Annotated in this window: 14 protein-coding genes; 2 read left to right on the top strand and 12 right to left on the bottom strand. The window is 50.8% G+C overall.

Features of this window, described 5'->3' with window-relative positions:
* The first annotated feature begins 28 nt into the window (after nt 1–28).
* Complete coding sequence (locus tag HLG76_RS13205) at nt 29–1033, top strand: substrate-binding domain-containing protein (protein ID WP_175993818.1); 1005 nt, start codon at nt 29–31, stop codon at nt 1031–1033.
* 225 nt (nt 1034–1258) lie between these two features.
* A complete protein-coding gene (locus tag HLG76_RS13200; protein ID WP_175993823.1) occupies nt 1259–1927 on the top strand; it encodes a TIGR01621 family pseudouridine synthase in 669 nt (222 codons plus the stop codon).
* On the opposite strand, the gene gspS2 is transcribed toward HLG76_RS13200, so the two are convergent.
* From gspS2 to HLG76_RS13140, 12 genes are all read right to left on the bottom strand, one after another.
* Nucleotides 1920–2297 carry a type II secretion system pilot lipoprotein GspS-beta gene (gspS2, locus tag HLG76_RS13195; protein WP_077646590.1) on the bottom strand — a complete coding sequence of 126 codons (378 nt, stop codon included), beginning with the start codon at nt 2295–2297 and terminating at the stop codon, nt 1920–1922. The two genes, HLG76_RS13200 and gspS2, sit on opposite strands and share 8 nt — an antisense overlap.
* Nucleotides 2297–2608 (bottom strand): YciI family protein, encoded by a 312-nt coding sequence (locus tag HLG76_RS13190; RefSeq protein ID WP_021023168.1) that lies wholly within the window; start codon nt 2606–2608, stop codon nt 2297–2299. Before HLG76_RS13190 ends, gspS2 begins: the two co-directional genes overlap by 1 nt.
* A gap of 653 nt (nt 2609–3261) precedes the next feature.
* Nucleotides 3262–4212, bottom strand: coding sequence for a transposase (locus HLG76_RS13185; protein WP_175993817.1), 951 nt, complete (start codon nt 4210–4212; stop codon nt 3262–3264).
* Between the two features lie 281 nt (nt 4213–4493).
* Nucleotides 4494–5261: a tRNA-(ms[2]io[6]A)-hydroxylase gene (locus HLG76_RS13180; RefSeq protein ID WP_175993816.1), complete on the bottom strand. Its 768-nt coding sequence runs from the start codon at nt 5259–5261 to the stop codon at nt 4494–4496.
* A gap of 109 nt (nt 5262–5370) precedes the next feature.
* Complete coding sequence (locus tag HLG76_RS13175; protein ID WP_175993815.1) at nt 5371–7335, bottom strand: beta-N-acetylhexosaminidase; 1965 nt, start codon at nt 7333–7335, stop codon at nt 5371–5373.
* The gene (locus HLG76_RS13170; protein ID WP_175993814.1) at nt 7335–9329 is read right to left on the bottom strand and encodes a glycoside hydrolase family 9 protein; all 1995 of its coding nucleotides are present in this window, start codon (nt 9327–9329) and stop codon (nt 7335–7337) included. Before HLG76_RS13170 ends, HLG76_RS13175 begins: the two co-directional genes overlap by 1 nt.
* A gap of 20 nt (nt 9330–9349) precedes the next feature.
* Nucleotides 9350–10345, bottom strand: coding sequence for an ABC transporter ATP-binding protein (locus tag HLG76_RS13165; RefSeq protein ID WP_077461206.1), 996 nt, complete (start codon nt 10343–10345; stop codon nt 9350–9352).
* A gap of 27 nt (nt 10346–10372) precedes the next feature.
* Nucleotides 10373–11362: an ABC transporter ATP-binding protein gene (locus HLG76_RS13160; RefSeq protein WP_077461207.1), complete on the bottom strand. Its 990-nt coding sequence runs from the start codon at nt 11360–11362 to the stop codon at nt 10373–10375.
* Nucleotides 11359–12387: an ABC transporter permease gene (locus HLG76_RS13155; protein ID WP_077646596.1), complete on the bottom strand. Its 1029-nt coding sequence runs from the start codon at nt 12385–12387 to the stop codon at nt 11359–11361. The genes HLG76_RS13160 and HLG76_RS13155 overlap by 4 nt, the downstream gene beginning before the upstream one ends.
* On the bottom strand, nt 12384–13376 hold the full coding sequence (locus tag HLG76_RS13150; protein WP_025673154.1) for an ABC transporter permease: 993 nt from the start codon (nt 13374–13376) through the stop codon (nt 12384–12386). The genes HLG76_RS13155 and HLG76_RS13150 overlap by 4 nt, the downstream gene beginning before the upstream one ends.
* A gap of 83 nt (nt 13377–13459) precedes the next feature.
* Nucleotides 13460–15148 (bottom strand): ABC transporter substrate-binding protein, encoded by a 1689-nt coding sequence (locus HLG76_RS13145; protein ID WP_175993813.1) that lies wholly within the window; start codon nt 15146–15148, stop codon nt 13460–13462.
* Nucleotides 15149–15236: 88 nt separating this feature from the next.
* Nucleotides 15237–15437 carry a hypothetical protein gene (locus HLG76_RS13140; RefSeq protein ID WP_077660251.1) on the bottom strand — a complete coding sequence of 67 codons (201 nt, stop codon included), beginning with the start codon at nt 15435–15437 and terminating at the stop codon, nt 15237–15239.
* Nucleotides 15438–15848: the final 411 nt, after the last annotated feature.

Raw genomic sequence — 15848 nt, 5'->3', positions numbered from 1 at the left:
TTTCAACCTTGGTAGCGGAGCGCGATAAATGGCGACCATGAAAGATATAGCCAAACGGGCGGGCGTGTCGACGTCGACGGTCAGTCATGTGATTAACAACACCCGCTATGTCAGTGAGACGATTGCTGAGAAGGTTAACCAAGCTGCGAAAGAGCTCAACTACTATGCTCCCTCGGCATTGGCGCGCAGTTTAAAAGTCAATCGTACTAAAACGTTTGGCATGCTGGTGACAACCTCTACCAACCCGTTTTTTGGTGAAGTGGTAAAAGGCGTCGAGCGCAGTTGTTACCACAATGGCTACAGTTTGATTCTGTGTAACACGGAAGGTGATGCTGAACGCATGCGTGCCTCGATTGATACGCTGCTGCAAAAGCGAGTCGATGGCTTGATTTTGATGTGCTCGACCATGGAAGGGGAGCGGATTGAAGGCTTTGATCGTTATCCGGATATTCCTGTGGTGGTGATGGATTGGGGGCCGATTGATTTTGCCTGCGATAAAATCCAAGACAATTCCTATCAAGGCGGCTATTTAGCGACCCAGCACTTGATTGATTGTGGTCACCGCCAGATTGGCTGCATCAGTGGGCCTCTTGTTAGGTATCAAGCGCAAATGCGTTTTCAAGGCTTTAAAGATGCACTGCGCGATGCTGGACTTGCTGAAAATCCACATTGGATGGTGGAAGCGGACTTTGAGTGTGAAGGCGGCTATCAAGGTTTGCAGGCGATTGCTGAGTGTGGATCCTTACCCACCGCCATTTTTGCAGGCAATGACATGATGGCGATGGGCGCGATCAATGCTGCTAACGCGCTAGGGATTTGCGTACCCGATGAGCTCTCTATTATTGGATATGATGATATTCACTTGGCTAAATTTATCTCGCCCTCCCTGACTACCATTCACCAGCCCAAATATCGTCTCGGTCAAGCAGCGGTCGAAACGCTTCTTAGTAAACTTGATGCCCCTAATAGTGAAAGCCAAACGGTGCAGCTAGAGCCAACGCTGGTGGTGCGCGAGAGCGTGAAGCGGGTTTAGCTACCGGGGACAGGCACTTTTATGATTGCTCTCGGGAGCTACCAGGGACAGGCACTTTTAGCCAGGGAGGCGGCTATCGGGGACAGAGGCTATCGGGGACAGACACTTTACGAGCTACCGGGTACGAGCTACCGGGGACAGGCACTTTTATGATTGCTCTAGCGGGCTGAGGGGGAAGCCGTTATGATGCCTGTCCTCAATGGCCAACCGGTAAATCCCTTCGTTATGTTTTCAATTGTCGACCAAAACCAACACTTTGTGGTGATCAACAAGCACCATGGCGTTAGCGTGCAAAAAGAGACCGATGAAGCGGCACTGTTGCCTGTGGTCGCGGCGTATATTGGGGTTGAGAAGGTCTACCTTGTACATCGTTTAGATAAGATGACGTCGGGCTTGCTGCTGCTGGCAACGTCCTCTCATGCGGCGTCTGTCCTCTCAGGATTGTTCGCGTCACGCGAGATAGAAAAGTTCTATTTGGCATTAAGTGCGAAAAAGCCGCGTAAGAAACAGGGATTGATTGTCGGCGATATGGGTAAAGGTCGGCGAGGCAGTTGGAAGTTGCTTGCCAGCAAAGATAACCCTGCGAGGACGCGTTTTATCTCTATTGCAGGCGGTGAGGGGCGGCGATTTTTTCTCTGTCGGCCTTACACGGGTAAAACCCATCAAATTCGCGTGGCGATGAAAAGTATTGGCTCACCGCTTATCGGTGATGATTACTATGGCGGCGAGCCTGCCGATCGTGGCTACTTACACGCTTATGGGCTGCAATTTACGTGTCGTTTTGCCGATGATCAGCCAGCCAAGCTCTACAGCTATGTGCTGCCCCCGAGCCAAGGCGAGTTGTGGCCAGCCTTACCGGTAGAGTGGGAGCAGCCTTGGTGCTTAATTAGCTAGCACAGCTGGGTGCATTGATAGCGTTATTGAGGATTTGTCGGCCGCGGGTATCGCGAACCAAAATGGTATAGCTGATACCACTGTCTAACATACTTCGTATGTCGCTATCTTGGCAATAACGACGTTTTAAGCCGGAAAAGAGCTCTCCTGGTGCTTTTTTGGCATTCTTCTCCAGAAGCGTCAGCTCGATGACGGCATCTTGCGCACGTGCTCGAACCAGTGAGTAGCCTTCAATATCCATCGGCAGTAGCTGTGCAATCATGTCTGCTCGTTGGATTGCGGCTTCTGCGGCTTGGTCATGCTGGGGGCTGCTACATGCACTGAGTACTAGCCCCAGGCAGGCCATCATCAGTATTTTTACATATCGCATTAGGCTGGATCCTGCGGAAGCACTTTTTTGAACGGTTTTACGGTCACTTCAGCATAAACGCCGGCGGCTACATAAGGGTCTTTGTCGGCCCATGCCTTTGCGGCTGATAGTGACTCAAACCAGGCAATAACGGTCGAGCCCGTAAACCCAGCTTCGCCTGGCTCCTCACTATCAACAGCAGGGTTTGGCCCGGCAATCATCAAGCGGTTTTCTTTTTCCAGTTGGTGTAAGCGTTCAAGGTGTGCGTCACGCGCTTGCTTGCGTAGCGGTAGGCTGTTCTCGACGTCTTGCGAATAAATGAGATACCACATCGTTGTTGTCCTTGATAGATGTTTATAGCCACTAGGATACAGAGTCCAGATTTCTGAGTACAGCGTATTAGAAAACATTGGCGGGACAACATTGGTGGGACAGGGACAACATTGGTGGGACAGGCGCTTTTGATTAGCTGTCTTTTGTTGGGACAGACGCATTACGTCTGACACTTTATGTCTTGTCTGCGATTGTTCCATCTAGCGTGCTATATGGGACAATTATCAGCATTGCTAATGTGCCTGTCCCAACAAGATCACCAACAAGATCCCCTTTTCGCTTTATCCGCTTTATCCGGGACCGCTTTATCCGGGACAGTCACCACTAGTAACCAGCAAGCCGTTGTTAAGATGCCTGTCCTAGTAAAATCTCTGTCCTAGTAAAATCTCTAATGAAATATTACCTCTTTAAAATCCGAACATGCCTTTACCTTCCTGTAACTGGAGGGTTTATCCTGGGGAAATAACGATGAGGAGGTAATATGGGATGTTGTAATCAGTCCCCAGAAGGTGGGTCCAAAGGGCTAAAGCCGCTCTTAAAAGCGGTAGGTATTTTGTTCGTGTTTATAATGGTGCTGGCTTATTGGGTAGGGTAGATCTTCGGGCTAGTATGACGATTCCTTTACGCATTGATGCGTGTTTTAGTGCTTGCCTCAACGATTTGGGATCATGACGCCTGTCATGCGTTTTAGGCCCAGTGTCGGTAATACGGCTTGGATACTCGACAGTGAGCCTACAACATTTCCGCACTCTAAATGAGCGCATGTGGTCAGCCAGGTTTCACTCGACATATTCAGTCGTGTGAGTAGGGGAGGCCGCTGATTTGAGCCCCTTTCTTGTCCCTTGTGGCAAGTCCATTCAACAAGTGCTAAATAGTCCATTAGCCGGAACGGAATGCCGTCGGGCATAGATTTCCTCGGATTTCCTGCAAAGGCGAATAAGCCTGCTGGTGTTGCTTTATTTTGCTTGAGTGATTCAACGCGCTTTTTAATCGATGTGTAATTGGCTTGTTTAGGCTGTTTGGTGATACCTGCTCGCACTGGGTTCAAATCGACATAGGCCATCGCCGCAGCGAGTGCTTTTTCATCTAATAAGGCTTGGCTTTTAAAGCGTCCCTCCCAAAAATGCCCTGAACATTGATCCTCTCGGTTCGCTTGCGTCGAAATATATTGATTAAGCAGCTTCATAAACCAGCTGACAGACATCAAACGCTCGCGCCAGCTCTCAATGATCCGACAGCACGCTTTGTACTCCGATTTGGAGAGAGATTCTCCCTGACGAAAACGTTGGATGAGTACCGGAGCCTGGTGAAAGGCTAGCCAGCGGTCAATTACGTCGATATTTGTCAGGGATTGGGCGGCTTTTGCATTGATATGTAGGACAACGTGATAATGATTGCTCATAATGGCGTAAGCGCAGATATCGATGCAAAAAGCTTTGGCTAGTGTAAGTAAACGCGTTTCTATCCATGCGCGACGATGCTCATAGCTTTTTTGCGATTGAGCGTCATAGCCACACAGGAAAGAGCGGCGCACGCAGCGTGAGACGCAATGATAATAGGGTGTGGCTGATAGGTTCACTAAAGATGCGCGAGCTTTGGTCATCGTCAGTCCCTTTTGGTAGATGGGTGTATGTAAAAGGTACTGTATAAATGAACAGTCATCATCTTTTCTGGCCTGATTTTTCGTGACAGTACAAGAAATACTGTAACTGTGAGATTGGTTAGTTACTAAAGGCGTCTGTCCCGATTAGTAAACAGCGGGGACAGGCGCAAACTACTAGGACCGCAAACTACCAGGACAGTCACCAAGAGGTGTTTGTATCCGGCGAAAACTAAAAGTGCCTGTCCCCATAAGAAGAAAGTGCCTGTCCCTATAAGAAGAAGCTAGGCAGGGGCGCCGCTGTGAAAGCGGAATTGGCTGTCGGGCGCTTGGATCAACTCTGCTTCGCGCTCGCCGATGGTTTGGATACGGTCGCGAATGTCTTCGCCGGCGATGGTTTCTGCGAGCGTCAGGTAATCTTGATAATGGCGTGCTTCCGAGCGCAGTAGCGAGATGTAGAACTTTTGTAGTTCATCATCGAGGTGTGGGGCGACTTTGGCAAAGCGCTCGCAGGAACGTGCTTCAATGTAGGCGCCAATAATCAGTTTATCGACCAAGGTTGCCGGCTCGTGAGTGCGTGCCGCGCGCATTAATCCTTTGGCGTAGCGACCTGCTTCTAACGGTTGATAAGGAATACCGCGTGCGTCCATGATTTCAATCACTTGCTCAAAATGATGAAACTCTTCTTTGATTAACCGGACCATTTTATCAATCAAGGTTTGGCCGTGGGCAAAGCCGGCTTTAGGGGTTAAAGGCGCGCTGAGGCCGTTTTTGCGCGCGTGGAAGATCCCATCGCGAATGCGGCGATAAACAAAGTCTTCATAGGGTTTGGCCCATGCCAGCAGTTGCTCGCCACTCGCCGCGTCGACTGCATATTTACGGATCAGCCACATCGCGGTTTGGCTGGCTTTTAATTCGCAGTTTGCGTGATCGCGCAAAAGAATCGATTGATTGTCAGGCTGAATGGCCGCGTCAATCCAACTGTCGGGGGTTTGACAGTGCAGAAAACCATGAATAGGGGTGAGTAGGGTATTAATTTCTTGGCGTAGCATGCCGAAAACACTCTCAGACTGACAACAATGGCTGGGCATTATAAACAGATGGGATGCGAGCGCAAAGAGCTGGCAGCGCAGGAGGCACTGCCAGGTGGGCGAATTCGGCCTACTTGTTCGATGCCCAAGGGGAACGGTATTGAATACCGAACTTGTCTAAACGCGGTAACTGCGCTTTGAGTCTGGCCAGATAATCGAGCCAGTCACGGCGCTCACTGTGGCTCCAGGCCGCTTCTGCAATGGCGGTAAGCCTTGGAAACACCATATAATCGAGCCTGTCCTGATTAGTGATCAGTTCACTCCAGAGTGCACATTGTACGCCTAGCATATGCTCACGAGCTGGGTCATCACTGGCGAGGCTTGCTAGCGGCTCATATTGGTAGGCTTTTTCTAATGGTGTGACGCCCGCCCAGTCGAGCCCGGGCTCGGTGGCAGCATAATCTTGCACCATATCGAGATAGGTCGCTTGACCCGGGGTTAAAATCACATCAAACCCATGCTGCGCACAATGCAATGCGGCGTCTTCGCTTTGCCATGAATAGATCACGGTGTTTTTGCTGACTTTATCGCCGTGCTGCACTTCTTCCCAGCCAACCATGCGTTTGCCCAAGGCGCGAAGCTTTTGCTCAGCATAGGTCAGTATCTGTCCCTGTAGCGAAGCGGTCGTTTCTCCGTTCATGCGTCTGTCCCGATAAATTGGGCTATCCGTCCATACCCCGTCAGGGACTTCATCGGCGCCAATATGGACCCATGAGGCGGGGAAAAGCTCGGCGACTTCACTTAATACCGTATCTAAAAACCGGTAGGTGCCATCAAGGACTGGCGATAATACGTTATCGGTGTAGTGCTGCACGCTGCGATAAGTCGAGCGGTCGTCGTCATCGTGTAGCCAATCAGGCAGCGCTTTGATGGCTGCGCGACAGTGGCCGGGAATATCAATTTCAGGAATGACGGTAATACCACGGGCTGCGGCGTATTCAATCACGTCACGTACTTCTTCTTGGCGATAATAGCCTTCGTGACGTTCTGCAATGTGACTGAACTGCGGAGCAAGGCGGGTATTGGGGCCGCGTTGACTCCCATAGCGCGTCAATTCAGGCAGGGCTTTAATCTCCAGTCGCCAGCCTTCATCGTCGGTTAAATGCCAGTGAAAGGTATTGAACTTAAAATAGGCCAATTGGTTAATCAGTCGCTTTACCGTGTCGACTGAATGAAAATGGCGTGCACAATCGAGCATCATTCCTCGGTAAGCAAAGCGTGGTGCATCGCTGATTTTGATTGCTGGTATTCTAAGCTGTGTGTCTTGCTCTTGGCAAAGTTGCAACAGCGACGCGCAGCCGTGAATAAACCCGCGCTCAGCACAGGCTTGGATAACCACGCCTTGGTCGGTGACGGTGAGCTGATAGGCCTCATCACGGTGTGTAATATCTCGAAGTGCAGAGTCGGGTAGCGGCCGTAAAAGAATGGCATGATCGCCAGTGACCGCATCTTGATGACGTGGGTCGAGTGCAATATCAGCTTGCGGGTACATGCGAACCCATTCGTTACTTAACCACTGCGCGGCGGGAAGGGCCTGTGGATCCACTGCGATTAACGGTGTTGTGGGTGAAAGCGTAAAGTATCCTGGCTGGTGGCGCACCGATTTAGGTACCGGAATAATGGCGTGCTCGGCGGGATGAACATCTGGAATCGATGAGCGTGTGGTGTGAGTATGCGCCAAGTTAATGGGGGTGAGCATCACTGAATATTGCTCGCCATTGGCATAGAGCAGCGCATCTTTAAAGCCCGCACAAAGGAACCGTAATGGTGGCGTGTGGGCATCAAACTCGATGTATAAGCTTTGATTGGCATCGAGAGTTTGATGCGCCGGTGTAATGACGCAATAGCTGCCAACTTGCTCGATGCTGCCTTGTGACAGGGTATTGGGGTTGATGAAGCGATCAAACAGTACCGCAATAGACAGCTGATTTAAGAGACAGTCGGTGAGATTATGCAAGGTTAACCCCATTCGGCTGCGCGGTGGAGTGTCATTGGGATACTCGTTGATCACACTAAGATCGAGGCGGTAAGTCATCACGTGTTCTCCTTGTTCGAGTGGCCGTTGCCAGTCAGCGTTTGCGCACTGATGGCGAGCATAAACCAGCTTGTATGTGGCAACCACTGCTCGCCCCATCGCCAGTTTTGCGCCATATCATCGCAATATGGCGCGGGGTTGAATGCAATCTGTGTTTCATCCTCCATCCCTGCGGTAATGCCATTGCAGATCCCCCCTTTGGCATTAAAAAAGCCCAAGTGCGGTAGGTAATCTGGGTTGTTGAGGCCATGTCCATCGAGCATACAGATGTCAAATGGGTTTAAACCGAGGATCCAATTAAGCGCCCGTTGGCTAAAGGTGTGGAGAGCAGCATTTAGCGCATCGTCTTGAATATGGCGCGTGGCATGACACGCAAAGGTCGCCAGTGACCCCAAGCGTGCATTCTCGCCTTGCCACCAATAGCCGGTTTCATTGTGGTGAGGAATAAAGTGACGCACCTGTTTAACGCCATCGACGGGTTTGACGTACTGACGCGGATACGCGAATGGATTATCGGCGGTTTGTGTTAGGCTCAGCTCAAACTGGCAGGCGCGTTCCAGTGCTGTTTGCGCGATAGCCTGGTGACTGGGTTCGGTTTCTACATCGAGGTAGCGAACTAACGCCAACCCGGGCAGACCTGCATCAGCGGCATGGTAAAACGGACGACTCCCATCGGCATTGGCCGACCAATAATATTGGCAAGTTTCATCACTGCGTTGCCGTGCGACCAGCTTTTGCATCCAACCTCGTGCCTCGCTCAAAAAGGGACAGTCACCGTTCGCACTAATGTGTCTGTCCCCAGAACCTAAAGGTGCCTGTCCCGTTAAATAAGCGTGACTGTCCCCTGTAGATTGCCCAGTAGATTGCCGAGTGGCGTGATGTAACTCGCATGCGGCGAGAAGGGCGCAGGTTTCGTCAATAATGTTGGGCTCACCGTCATCAAGGTAGTGATGGTTATGTTCAACCAAATGCCAGTAGCCACGAATGGCAGCGTCTAAATAGCGTGCTTGTTGGTCAGGCTCTGAGCAAAGTGAGGCTCTGCTTGCGGCGGCAAGGGCTGCAATCGCCATGCCGCCGCCTTGACGAAAGCCGGCTTGGTAAGCTTCACTCATCATCCCATCTTGCGTTGCGTAAGCGCAAAGGGTGCGGCGCTCCGGATCTTTCGACCATTGATCAAACACCGTCATGTAAAAAAAGCCACTGGGGTGTTGCATACGGAGAAGAAAATCGGCGCCGTGTTTCGCTTCATCAGCTAAGCGTGTACGCATAAATGCAGGCAGCGTTTCCGAGCTAAACTGGTTGGCAAGATCGGCCAGCCCCCAAGCCAACAGCGGGATTTGTTGCGGATTAAAGTAATTTGCATAGGAAAGGTGGCTCAGGTATTTGCTCACATCGCCAGAGGCATCGTACCAACCGCCGGACACATCCACACGTTCATCAGAGCCAAATACCTTGGCGCGCTGATCCGCGTGTTCATAGATACCGCTACACCGCTGCGATTTAAAGTAATGCAGCAGGTCGGAAAACGTGGTGTGAAACAGGCAATCATCTCGGATCTCAAACGGATGCGAATATACCGGTGTGTCTGTTAACAGCACGAGTTGATAGCGTCCGCGATGCGCAAAGGCAGAAAAATCGATGGTATAAGCCGTACCTATCTGCCAGTTGTTTAACTGTGTGCCTTGCTGTAATTCAAACTGCGCGACCACTTTATCGAGTGATACTGTGTCTGTCCCACGAACAAAAGTGCCTGTCCCGGTAAAATTGTTTGCACTTTCTGCGGCCTCGTTAAAGTGTCTGTCCCCAGAAGAAAAGTGCCTGTCCCCGGAAGAGGAGGCAGCTTTATCGGCAGTGCTAAATGTGCCTGTCCCCTTAAGAGGAGGCAGGGCAATCAGTACCACGGGTGTGCCGGTGAGGGATTCGCTGTCACTGACGATCACCGCGTATTTGTCACCGTGTAACGAGTAGCCGATGTGATTGGTCAGCACTTGCATGATGGTATCCTTATTGGTCGCTATTGCTCGTACAAATAGCAGCGCACATAGTGGTTGTCGGCGAGCTTGGTCACGCCGGGTAGCTGTTCGGTGCATTTAGCGGTGGCATGTGGGCAGCGGCCGGAAAAAGGGCAGCCGACGGAATCTGGTGTCCACAGTGGGATCTCACCCTTGTTGCCCTTTAGTTCCTCGTGAATGGATTTGCTGGGGTCGGGCACCGCTGAGACCAACAGCTGGGTGTAAGGATGCTGAGGGCGATGAATAATCTCTTCAGTGTCCCCCCATTCGACCATATGGCCGACGTACATCACTGCCAAGTCTTCGGCAATGTAACGCGCGGTGGCGATATCATGGGTGATGTAGAGCAGCGACATTTGCTTCTCCACTTTCATCTCTTCCATGAGGTTAAGCACGCCGGCACGAATCGATACATCCAGCATCGAGGTGGGTTCGTCGGCGAGTACTACTTCGGCGCCCACGGCGATGTTACGCGCTAGGTTTATCCTCTGACGCTGGCCGCCCGACAGCTGGTGGGGGAATTTCTCCGCCGTTTCTTTGGCCGGAGTGAGGCCCACTTGCTCGAGCAGCTCGAACACCCGTTCTTTCAATTGGGCTTTGTCGCGCTTGGCGACTTTTTTGTGGATCAATAACGGACGCGCAATATGGTGAAACACATTATGGGTGGGGTTGAGCGAGCCAAAGGGATCTTGCCAGACCATTTGCAGGCCTTCGCGATAGCGCATCAGCTCATCACGTTTTTTAATGGTGGTGATATCGCGTCCCCGGTATTCAATGCAGCCGTCGGTCGGGGCGTACATTTTTGCGATCATTTTCGCGGTGGTTGATTTGCCCGAGCCTGATTCACCCACCACGGCAAGCCCACGGCCTTTGTACATTTTGAACGAGACATCATTGATCGCTCGCATCATGGGTTGTTTAAGGGCATGGCTGTTAATAGGGAAATCTTTCACCACGTTTTTACCTTCAACCAGCAGTTCTCCAAGACCTGTACTCATCACTGACTTCCTCACATTGGCACGATATTAGACTTTTTGTTGGGCGATCGGCTCGCCGTCGTATAGGTGGCAGTTGGAATAACGGCCTGGTTCGATTTGGCGCAGCACGGTTTGGGTGGTTCGACACTGTTCATGCACTTGCGCGCAACGTGCTTGAAAGCGGCAGCCGGTCGGGATTTCGAGTAAGTTGAGCGGATTACCTGGGATACCCACCAGTTGGCGCTTGGGCCCGGTGAGTGAGGGGAATGAGCTGCCCAGCCCTTCGGTGTAGGGGTGATAGGGATTGGTAAGTACTTGTTTGGACGGCGCGACTTCAATCAGCTCACCGGAATACATGATCCCTATCCGGTCGGAAAACTCGACCATGAGCGATAAGTCATGGGTGATAAACAGAATCGAAAAGCCAAACTCTTCTTTTAACGCGTAGATTTTTTGTAAGATCTCGCGCTGCACCACCACATCTAATGCGGTGGTGGGCTCATCCATGATGATCATTTTCGGGTTGAGGGCCAGTGCAATGGCAATCACCAAGCGCTGACGCATCCCGCCCGAAAACTGGTGCGGATAATCGGTCAGCCGGCTGGGGTGAATATCGACAATTTCCAGCAAGCCTTGCGCCCGATTGACCGCTTGTTTACGGGTCATATTGGTGTGACGCATTAATACATCGCAAAATTGATCTTCAAGCGTCAGCACGGGATTGAGGGCATTCATGGCGCTTTGAAACACCATCGACATCTCGCGCCAACGAAAATCACGCATGCGGGCATCGCTATAGTTGAGGATATTCTCGCCGTTAAATAGCACTTCGCCGCCGGTGATAAATGCGGGTGGCTTATGCAGACGCATCAGCGAAAAGGCAACGGTGGATTTACCGCATCCCGATTCGCCAGCCAGGCCAAATACTTCACCGGGGGCAATGTCAAAACTGACGTGATCGCAGGCTCGTACATCACCGGCATCGGTAATGTAGTCCACGCACAGATCACGGATTGAGATAAGTGGGGTGCGACTCATGATTTATCTCCACTGATCAGCATGTGTTCGGCAACGGGATTCTCGTCTCGGGCTTTCTTCTCTTGCTGGTTAAGTTTTTTCCAGCGCTTCATCCCTTTTTGCGCACGTAATTGTGGGTTGGCTATTTCATCCACTGCGAAGTTAAGCAACGCAAGGCCTGTCACCAGTAAGGTCAGCGCAATACAAGGTGCGAGCAGCTCCCACCACGCGCCAATCAGCATGGACGAAGAGGTTTGTACGTTGTAGAGCATGATCCCCCAGCTGATGGTGTTGGGATCGCCAAGGCCTAAGAAGGAAATAATTGACTCCATGGCAATGGCATACATCACTGAGCCAATAAAGCTGGCGCCGACAATGGGCACGAGGTTAGGCAAGATCTCGACAAAGGTGATGCGAAAGCGCGACTCGCCCAGCACTTCAGCGGCTTTCACGAACTCTTTTTCGCGCAGGGCAAGAGTTTGTGAGCGAACCACCCGTGCCCCCCACGCCCAGGAGGTACAGCCAATAATAATGGCGATCGTCAGTGGTCCGGCTTCGCCGATAAACGCGGCGAGCACGAACAAGAGTGGGTATTGCGGGATCACCAACATGATGTTCATCGCGGCGGTAAGCACATCGTCAACCCAACCGCCTAAATAGCCGGCGGTAATGCCAATTAAGGTGGCGAGCACACACACGGTGATCCCGGCGCCAAAGCCGACTGCCAGTGAAACGCGTGCACCATGGAGTAACTGGGACCAGACATCGCGGCCCATACGGGTAGTGCCGAGGGCATGTTCCGCGTCTTTTGACATTAACAAGGTACGAGGATGGTCTGCTAAGTGGGTGGCGATCCAGCCATCTGGGTTGGCTTGTGCGGCTTTAACCACAAAGCTTGGGTATTCATGCGGGTTACCGGTGCGTTTATCCGGTGCATGCTGGCTTAGCAGTGGGGCGAATATCGCCATTAAGATAAATAAGCCGACAATGATGGAGCCCGCGCGCGCGATTTTGTTGCGCACAATAAGCGTGAGGAGATCTTTCATGATTCTTTTCCTCCGGTTCGCAGGCGTGGGTCAAGCACCACGTACAGCATGTCAGCAATTAAGTTAAACGAGAGCATAAATAAGGTCATAATCAGCAGCTGGCCTTGCAGGACTTGGTAATCTCGCGCGTTAATCGCATTCAAAAGCACCGAGCCAAGACCGGGATAGTTAAAAATAATTTCCACAATCAGCTGGCCACCGATGGCGATACCCAGCGACATCGACAGCGCAGTGACACTGGGCAAGAGCGCGTTACGGGCCGCGTAGTTAAAGACCACGCGGTTTTCGCTTAACCCTTTGCCGCGCGCCATGGTGATGTAGTCTTCCGCCAGCAGATTAATCATGTTGTTGCGCATGTTGACCAAAAAGCCGCCCACTTGAATGATGGAAGCACAAAAAAGCGGGAGTACGGCGTGATAGGCCACATCTTTAATAAAGGTCCAACTGGTCCAGTCGGGCGTGACGCCTGGCGTGTAGGCGTATCCGGTCGGAAACCATTTCAACCCAATCGCGAAAATAAACAGCGCGAGCATCGCAATGACCACTTGCGGTACCGCTTGGATAATCAGCATGCCTGGGGTGATCATGGCATCGTATTTCCCGCCGCGTTTCCAGGCGGCAAAAATGCCCAAAATCGAGCCCAGAGAAAAAGAGAGCAGCACGGCACTGCCGGCGAGAAAGAGCGACCAGCCAAACGCTTTGCCCAGCAACTCGTTAACTGATAATGGATAAAATTGGATGGAGGTCCCTAAATCCCAGCTCAGCACGTTTTTCATGTAAGTGAAATACTGCATATAGAGGGGGCCATCGACAAAGCCCAGCAGTTGTTTCATTGCCTCAATCCGCTCTGGGGTGACTTGCACCGAGGCGTTGGCAAACATCATGGTGACAGGATCACCGGGCATGGCTCGAGGAATAATAAAATTGAGTGTTGCTGCCACTAAAAGGGCAATCATGTAAAAAGTTAGCCGTCGGAAAAAATAACCCATAACCCACACCTTACACAGCGAAGTGGTGATGTTCGTGGCGTGAACACCGTGGAAAAGCGGGCGCACAATGCGCCCGATAGTGGTTACTGAACGGGTTTAAGGTCCAGCACGTGGAGAAGACGTTCGGGAATGCCGGCCCAGATAGAGGGGCGACCTTTCGGATTGTCTTCGTTCCACCAACCGGTAAAGCGGGTTGTGTTGTATTGATACATTTGCGCGCCAGAAAGAACCGGAATGGTGACTTGATCCTTGGCGATAATCGCTTGAATTTGGTGAGCAATTTCCAGCTGCTCATCTTTATCCGCGGTTTTGTAGAAGCTGTCTAACAACTTGTCGAGCTCGGCATTTTGGTAGTAATGCATCGCGAACCGCGGCATACCATCCCCTTCCTGTAGGTTGGAGTTATACGCGCTATTCCAATAGGTATAGGGGTCAGCACCGTGGAAGTAGTTGGTGTAGGCCACATCGTAATCGGCTTCGAGCATGGCTTGGTTATACACCGAGAAATCCGGGGTACGTGCTTTTGTTTTGATACCGGCATCGGCAAGTTGCTCAACCGCCAGTTGTACGGTGTTATTAAAGTCAGTCCAGCCATTGGGCGACTGAATTTCTAACTCAAACGATTTGCCCGATGGTGTTTCAACAAAGCCATCGCCGTCTTGGTCTTTAAAGCCAGCTTCAGCGAGCAGGGCTTTGGCGCCGTCTAGATCGTAAGTATTGTATTGACGATATTTCTCATGCACTGCGTCGTCTGACCAGGCTTCAAAGGCATACCCAAGGCCGGATGCAAAGTCATTCACTGTGCCACCGCCATAAAAAGCGATATCAATGATGGTTTGACGATCAATCGCCATCGAGAAAGCACGGCGAAAATCGACATTGGTCAGCGCTTCGCGCTTGGCAGGATCGGGGTCATTAAAGTTGACCATAAAGGCCTGAGTGCCGGCAGCCGGATACCAATAGTGATGGTTTGGATTGGCCGCGGCATAGGTGCGATCAATGTCAGGAATAAACGAGGATGTCCAGTCCATTTCGCTGTTGATCACCTTACTCAAAAACTGGTCGTTATTGGCAATCTGTGGCACACGCAGGCAATCGACGTCGAGATTATCATTATCCCAATAATGCGGGTTGCGGCACTGAATATAGAGTTGCGAGGTAAAGGTATCGACAGTGGTGAAGGGGCCTGACCCGACAGGATTCTCGTTGGTATATGAGGCGGGGTTGTCGATGTTTTTCCACACATGCTCAGGCACCACGGGGACTTTGACAATCTCATAAGGGACGTTCGAATTAGCTTCAGTGAGCTCAAAGCGGATGGTGTAATCATCGACTTTCTTCACATCGTCGATCCACTGGTTAATCCCCGATTGGTCGAGTTCTGGGTTCGCTTTGACCAAATCAAACGAATACACCACATCATCGGCGGTGTAGGCTTCACCGTCTGACCACTTCACCCCTTTACGCAGGGTAAAGGTGACACTTTTTAAATCGTCTGCCATGTCGAAACCCGTCGCAATACGATAAACGGGCTCGTTGCCTTGTAGTTCATTAAAGACGACCAAAGGTTCATAGACAAAGTCGGTCGTCGTGTGAAGATAGGTCGATCCTAAATAGGGGTTAAAGTTACGGACGAAGGTATTGAATTCTTTGGGATGAATGGTGAGCTCACTGCGCTCAGCAGCACTTGCGCCAGCACTCATGCTTAACGCACCAATTATTGCAGAGGCAAGTAGGGTCTTGCTGGCAATTCTACTGTTACTCGAAAACATAGCCATTCCTTACTGTTGCTTTCAGTTCACGTGATGGATAGTGGTGAGCTCTTTAATGGACCGCCTGTGAGCTCAATGTTACCGGTTGCTAACGTTCCGCTGTGGTTGTCGTCATGGTGTTATTGCAAGAGGTCGGCCAGCAACTCCCTTCAATAAGCCCCAGTTGCCCCTTTGCTGCAACGGTCGAAATCGTTAAAACCGTAAAAACACCTTTAATCGCCGTTATTTTCGTTAAAATGAAGGGCTTGAGAAGACGATTGTCCATGCAGTTAATCTCAAAATCGTTCATTTCATCCTCAATAAGCTAAACTTTAAATTATTAATTATCAATTGTTTACAGTGTTATTATTGATAGATCGACCCATGTCACACACCTTCCCTCTCTTATTTCTCGTCGAAAAATTTATCTTTATTTTTGTTGTGATAAAGCGCGCACTTTCACTTTTAATCTTGGTTTATATGGCTTTTAGCCATGCTGAATAGGCAGATTCATAATGTTGTTTTGTGTCGATTATTAATTTAATAGGAGGGTGATAGTGAGTAATGATAGTGAGGACAGGCACTTTGTTCTGACACTTCGTTCTGATCGATAATAGTGAGGACAGGCACTGCGATGATAGTGAGTGATAGTGAGGACAGGCACTGTATTGGTGATAGGGAGTGAGAGAGATATCGGGGACAGACACTTCGTTCTGATAGT

The sequence above is a fragment of the Salinivibrio sp. EAGSL genome (assembly GCF_013366455.1).
In the GTDB taxonomy this organism is placed as follows: Bacteria; Pseudomonadota; Gammaproteobacteria; order Enterobacterales; family Vibrionaceae; genus Salinivibrio; species Salinivibrio costicola.
This window is presented reverse-complemented; position numbering and strand designations above follow the sequence as displayed.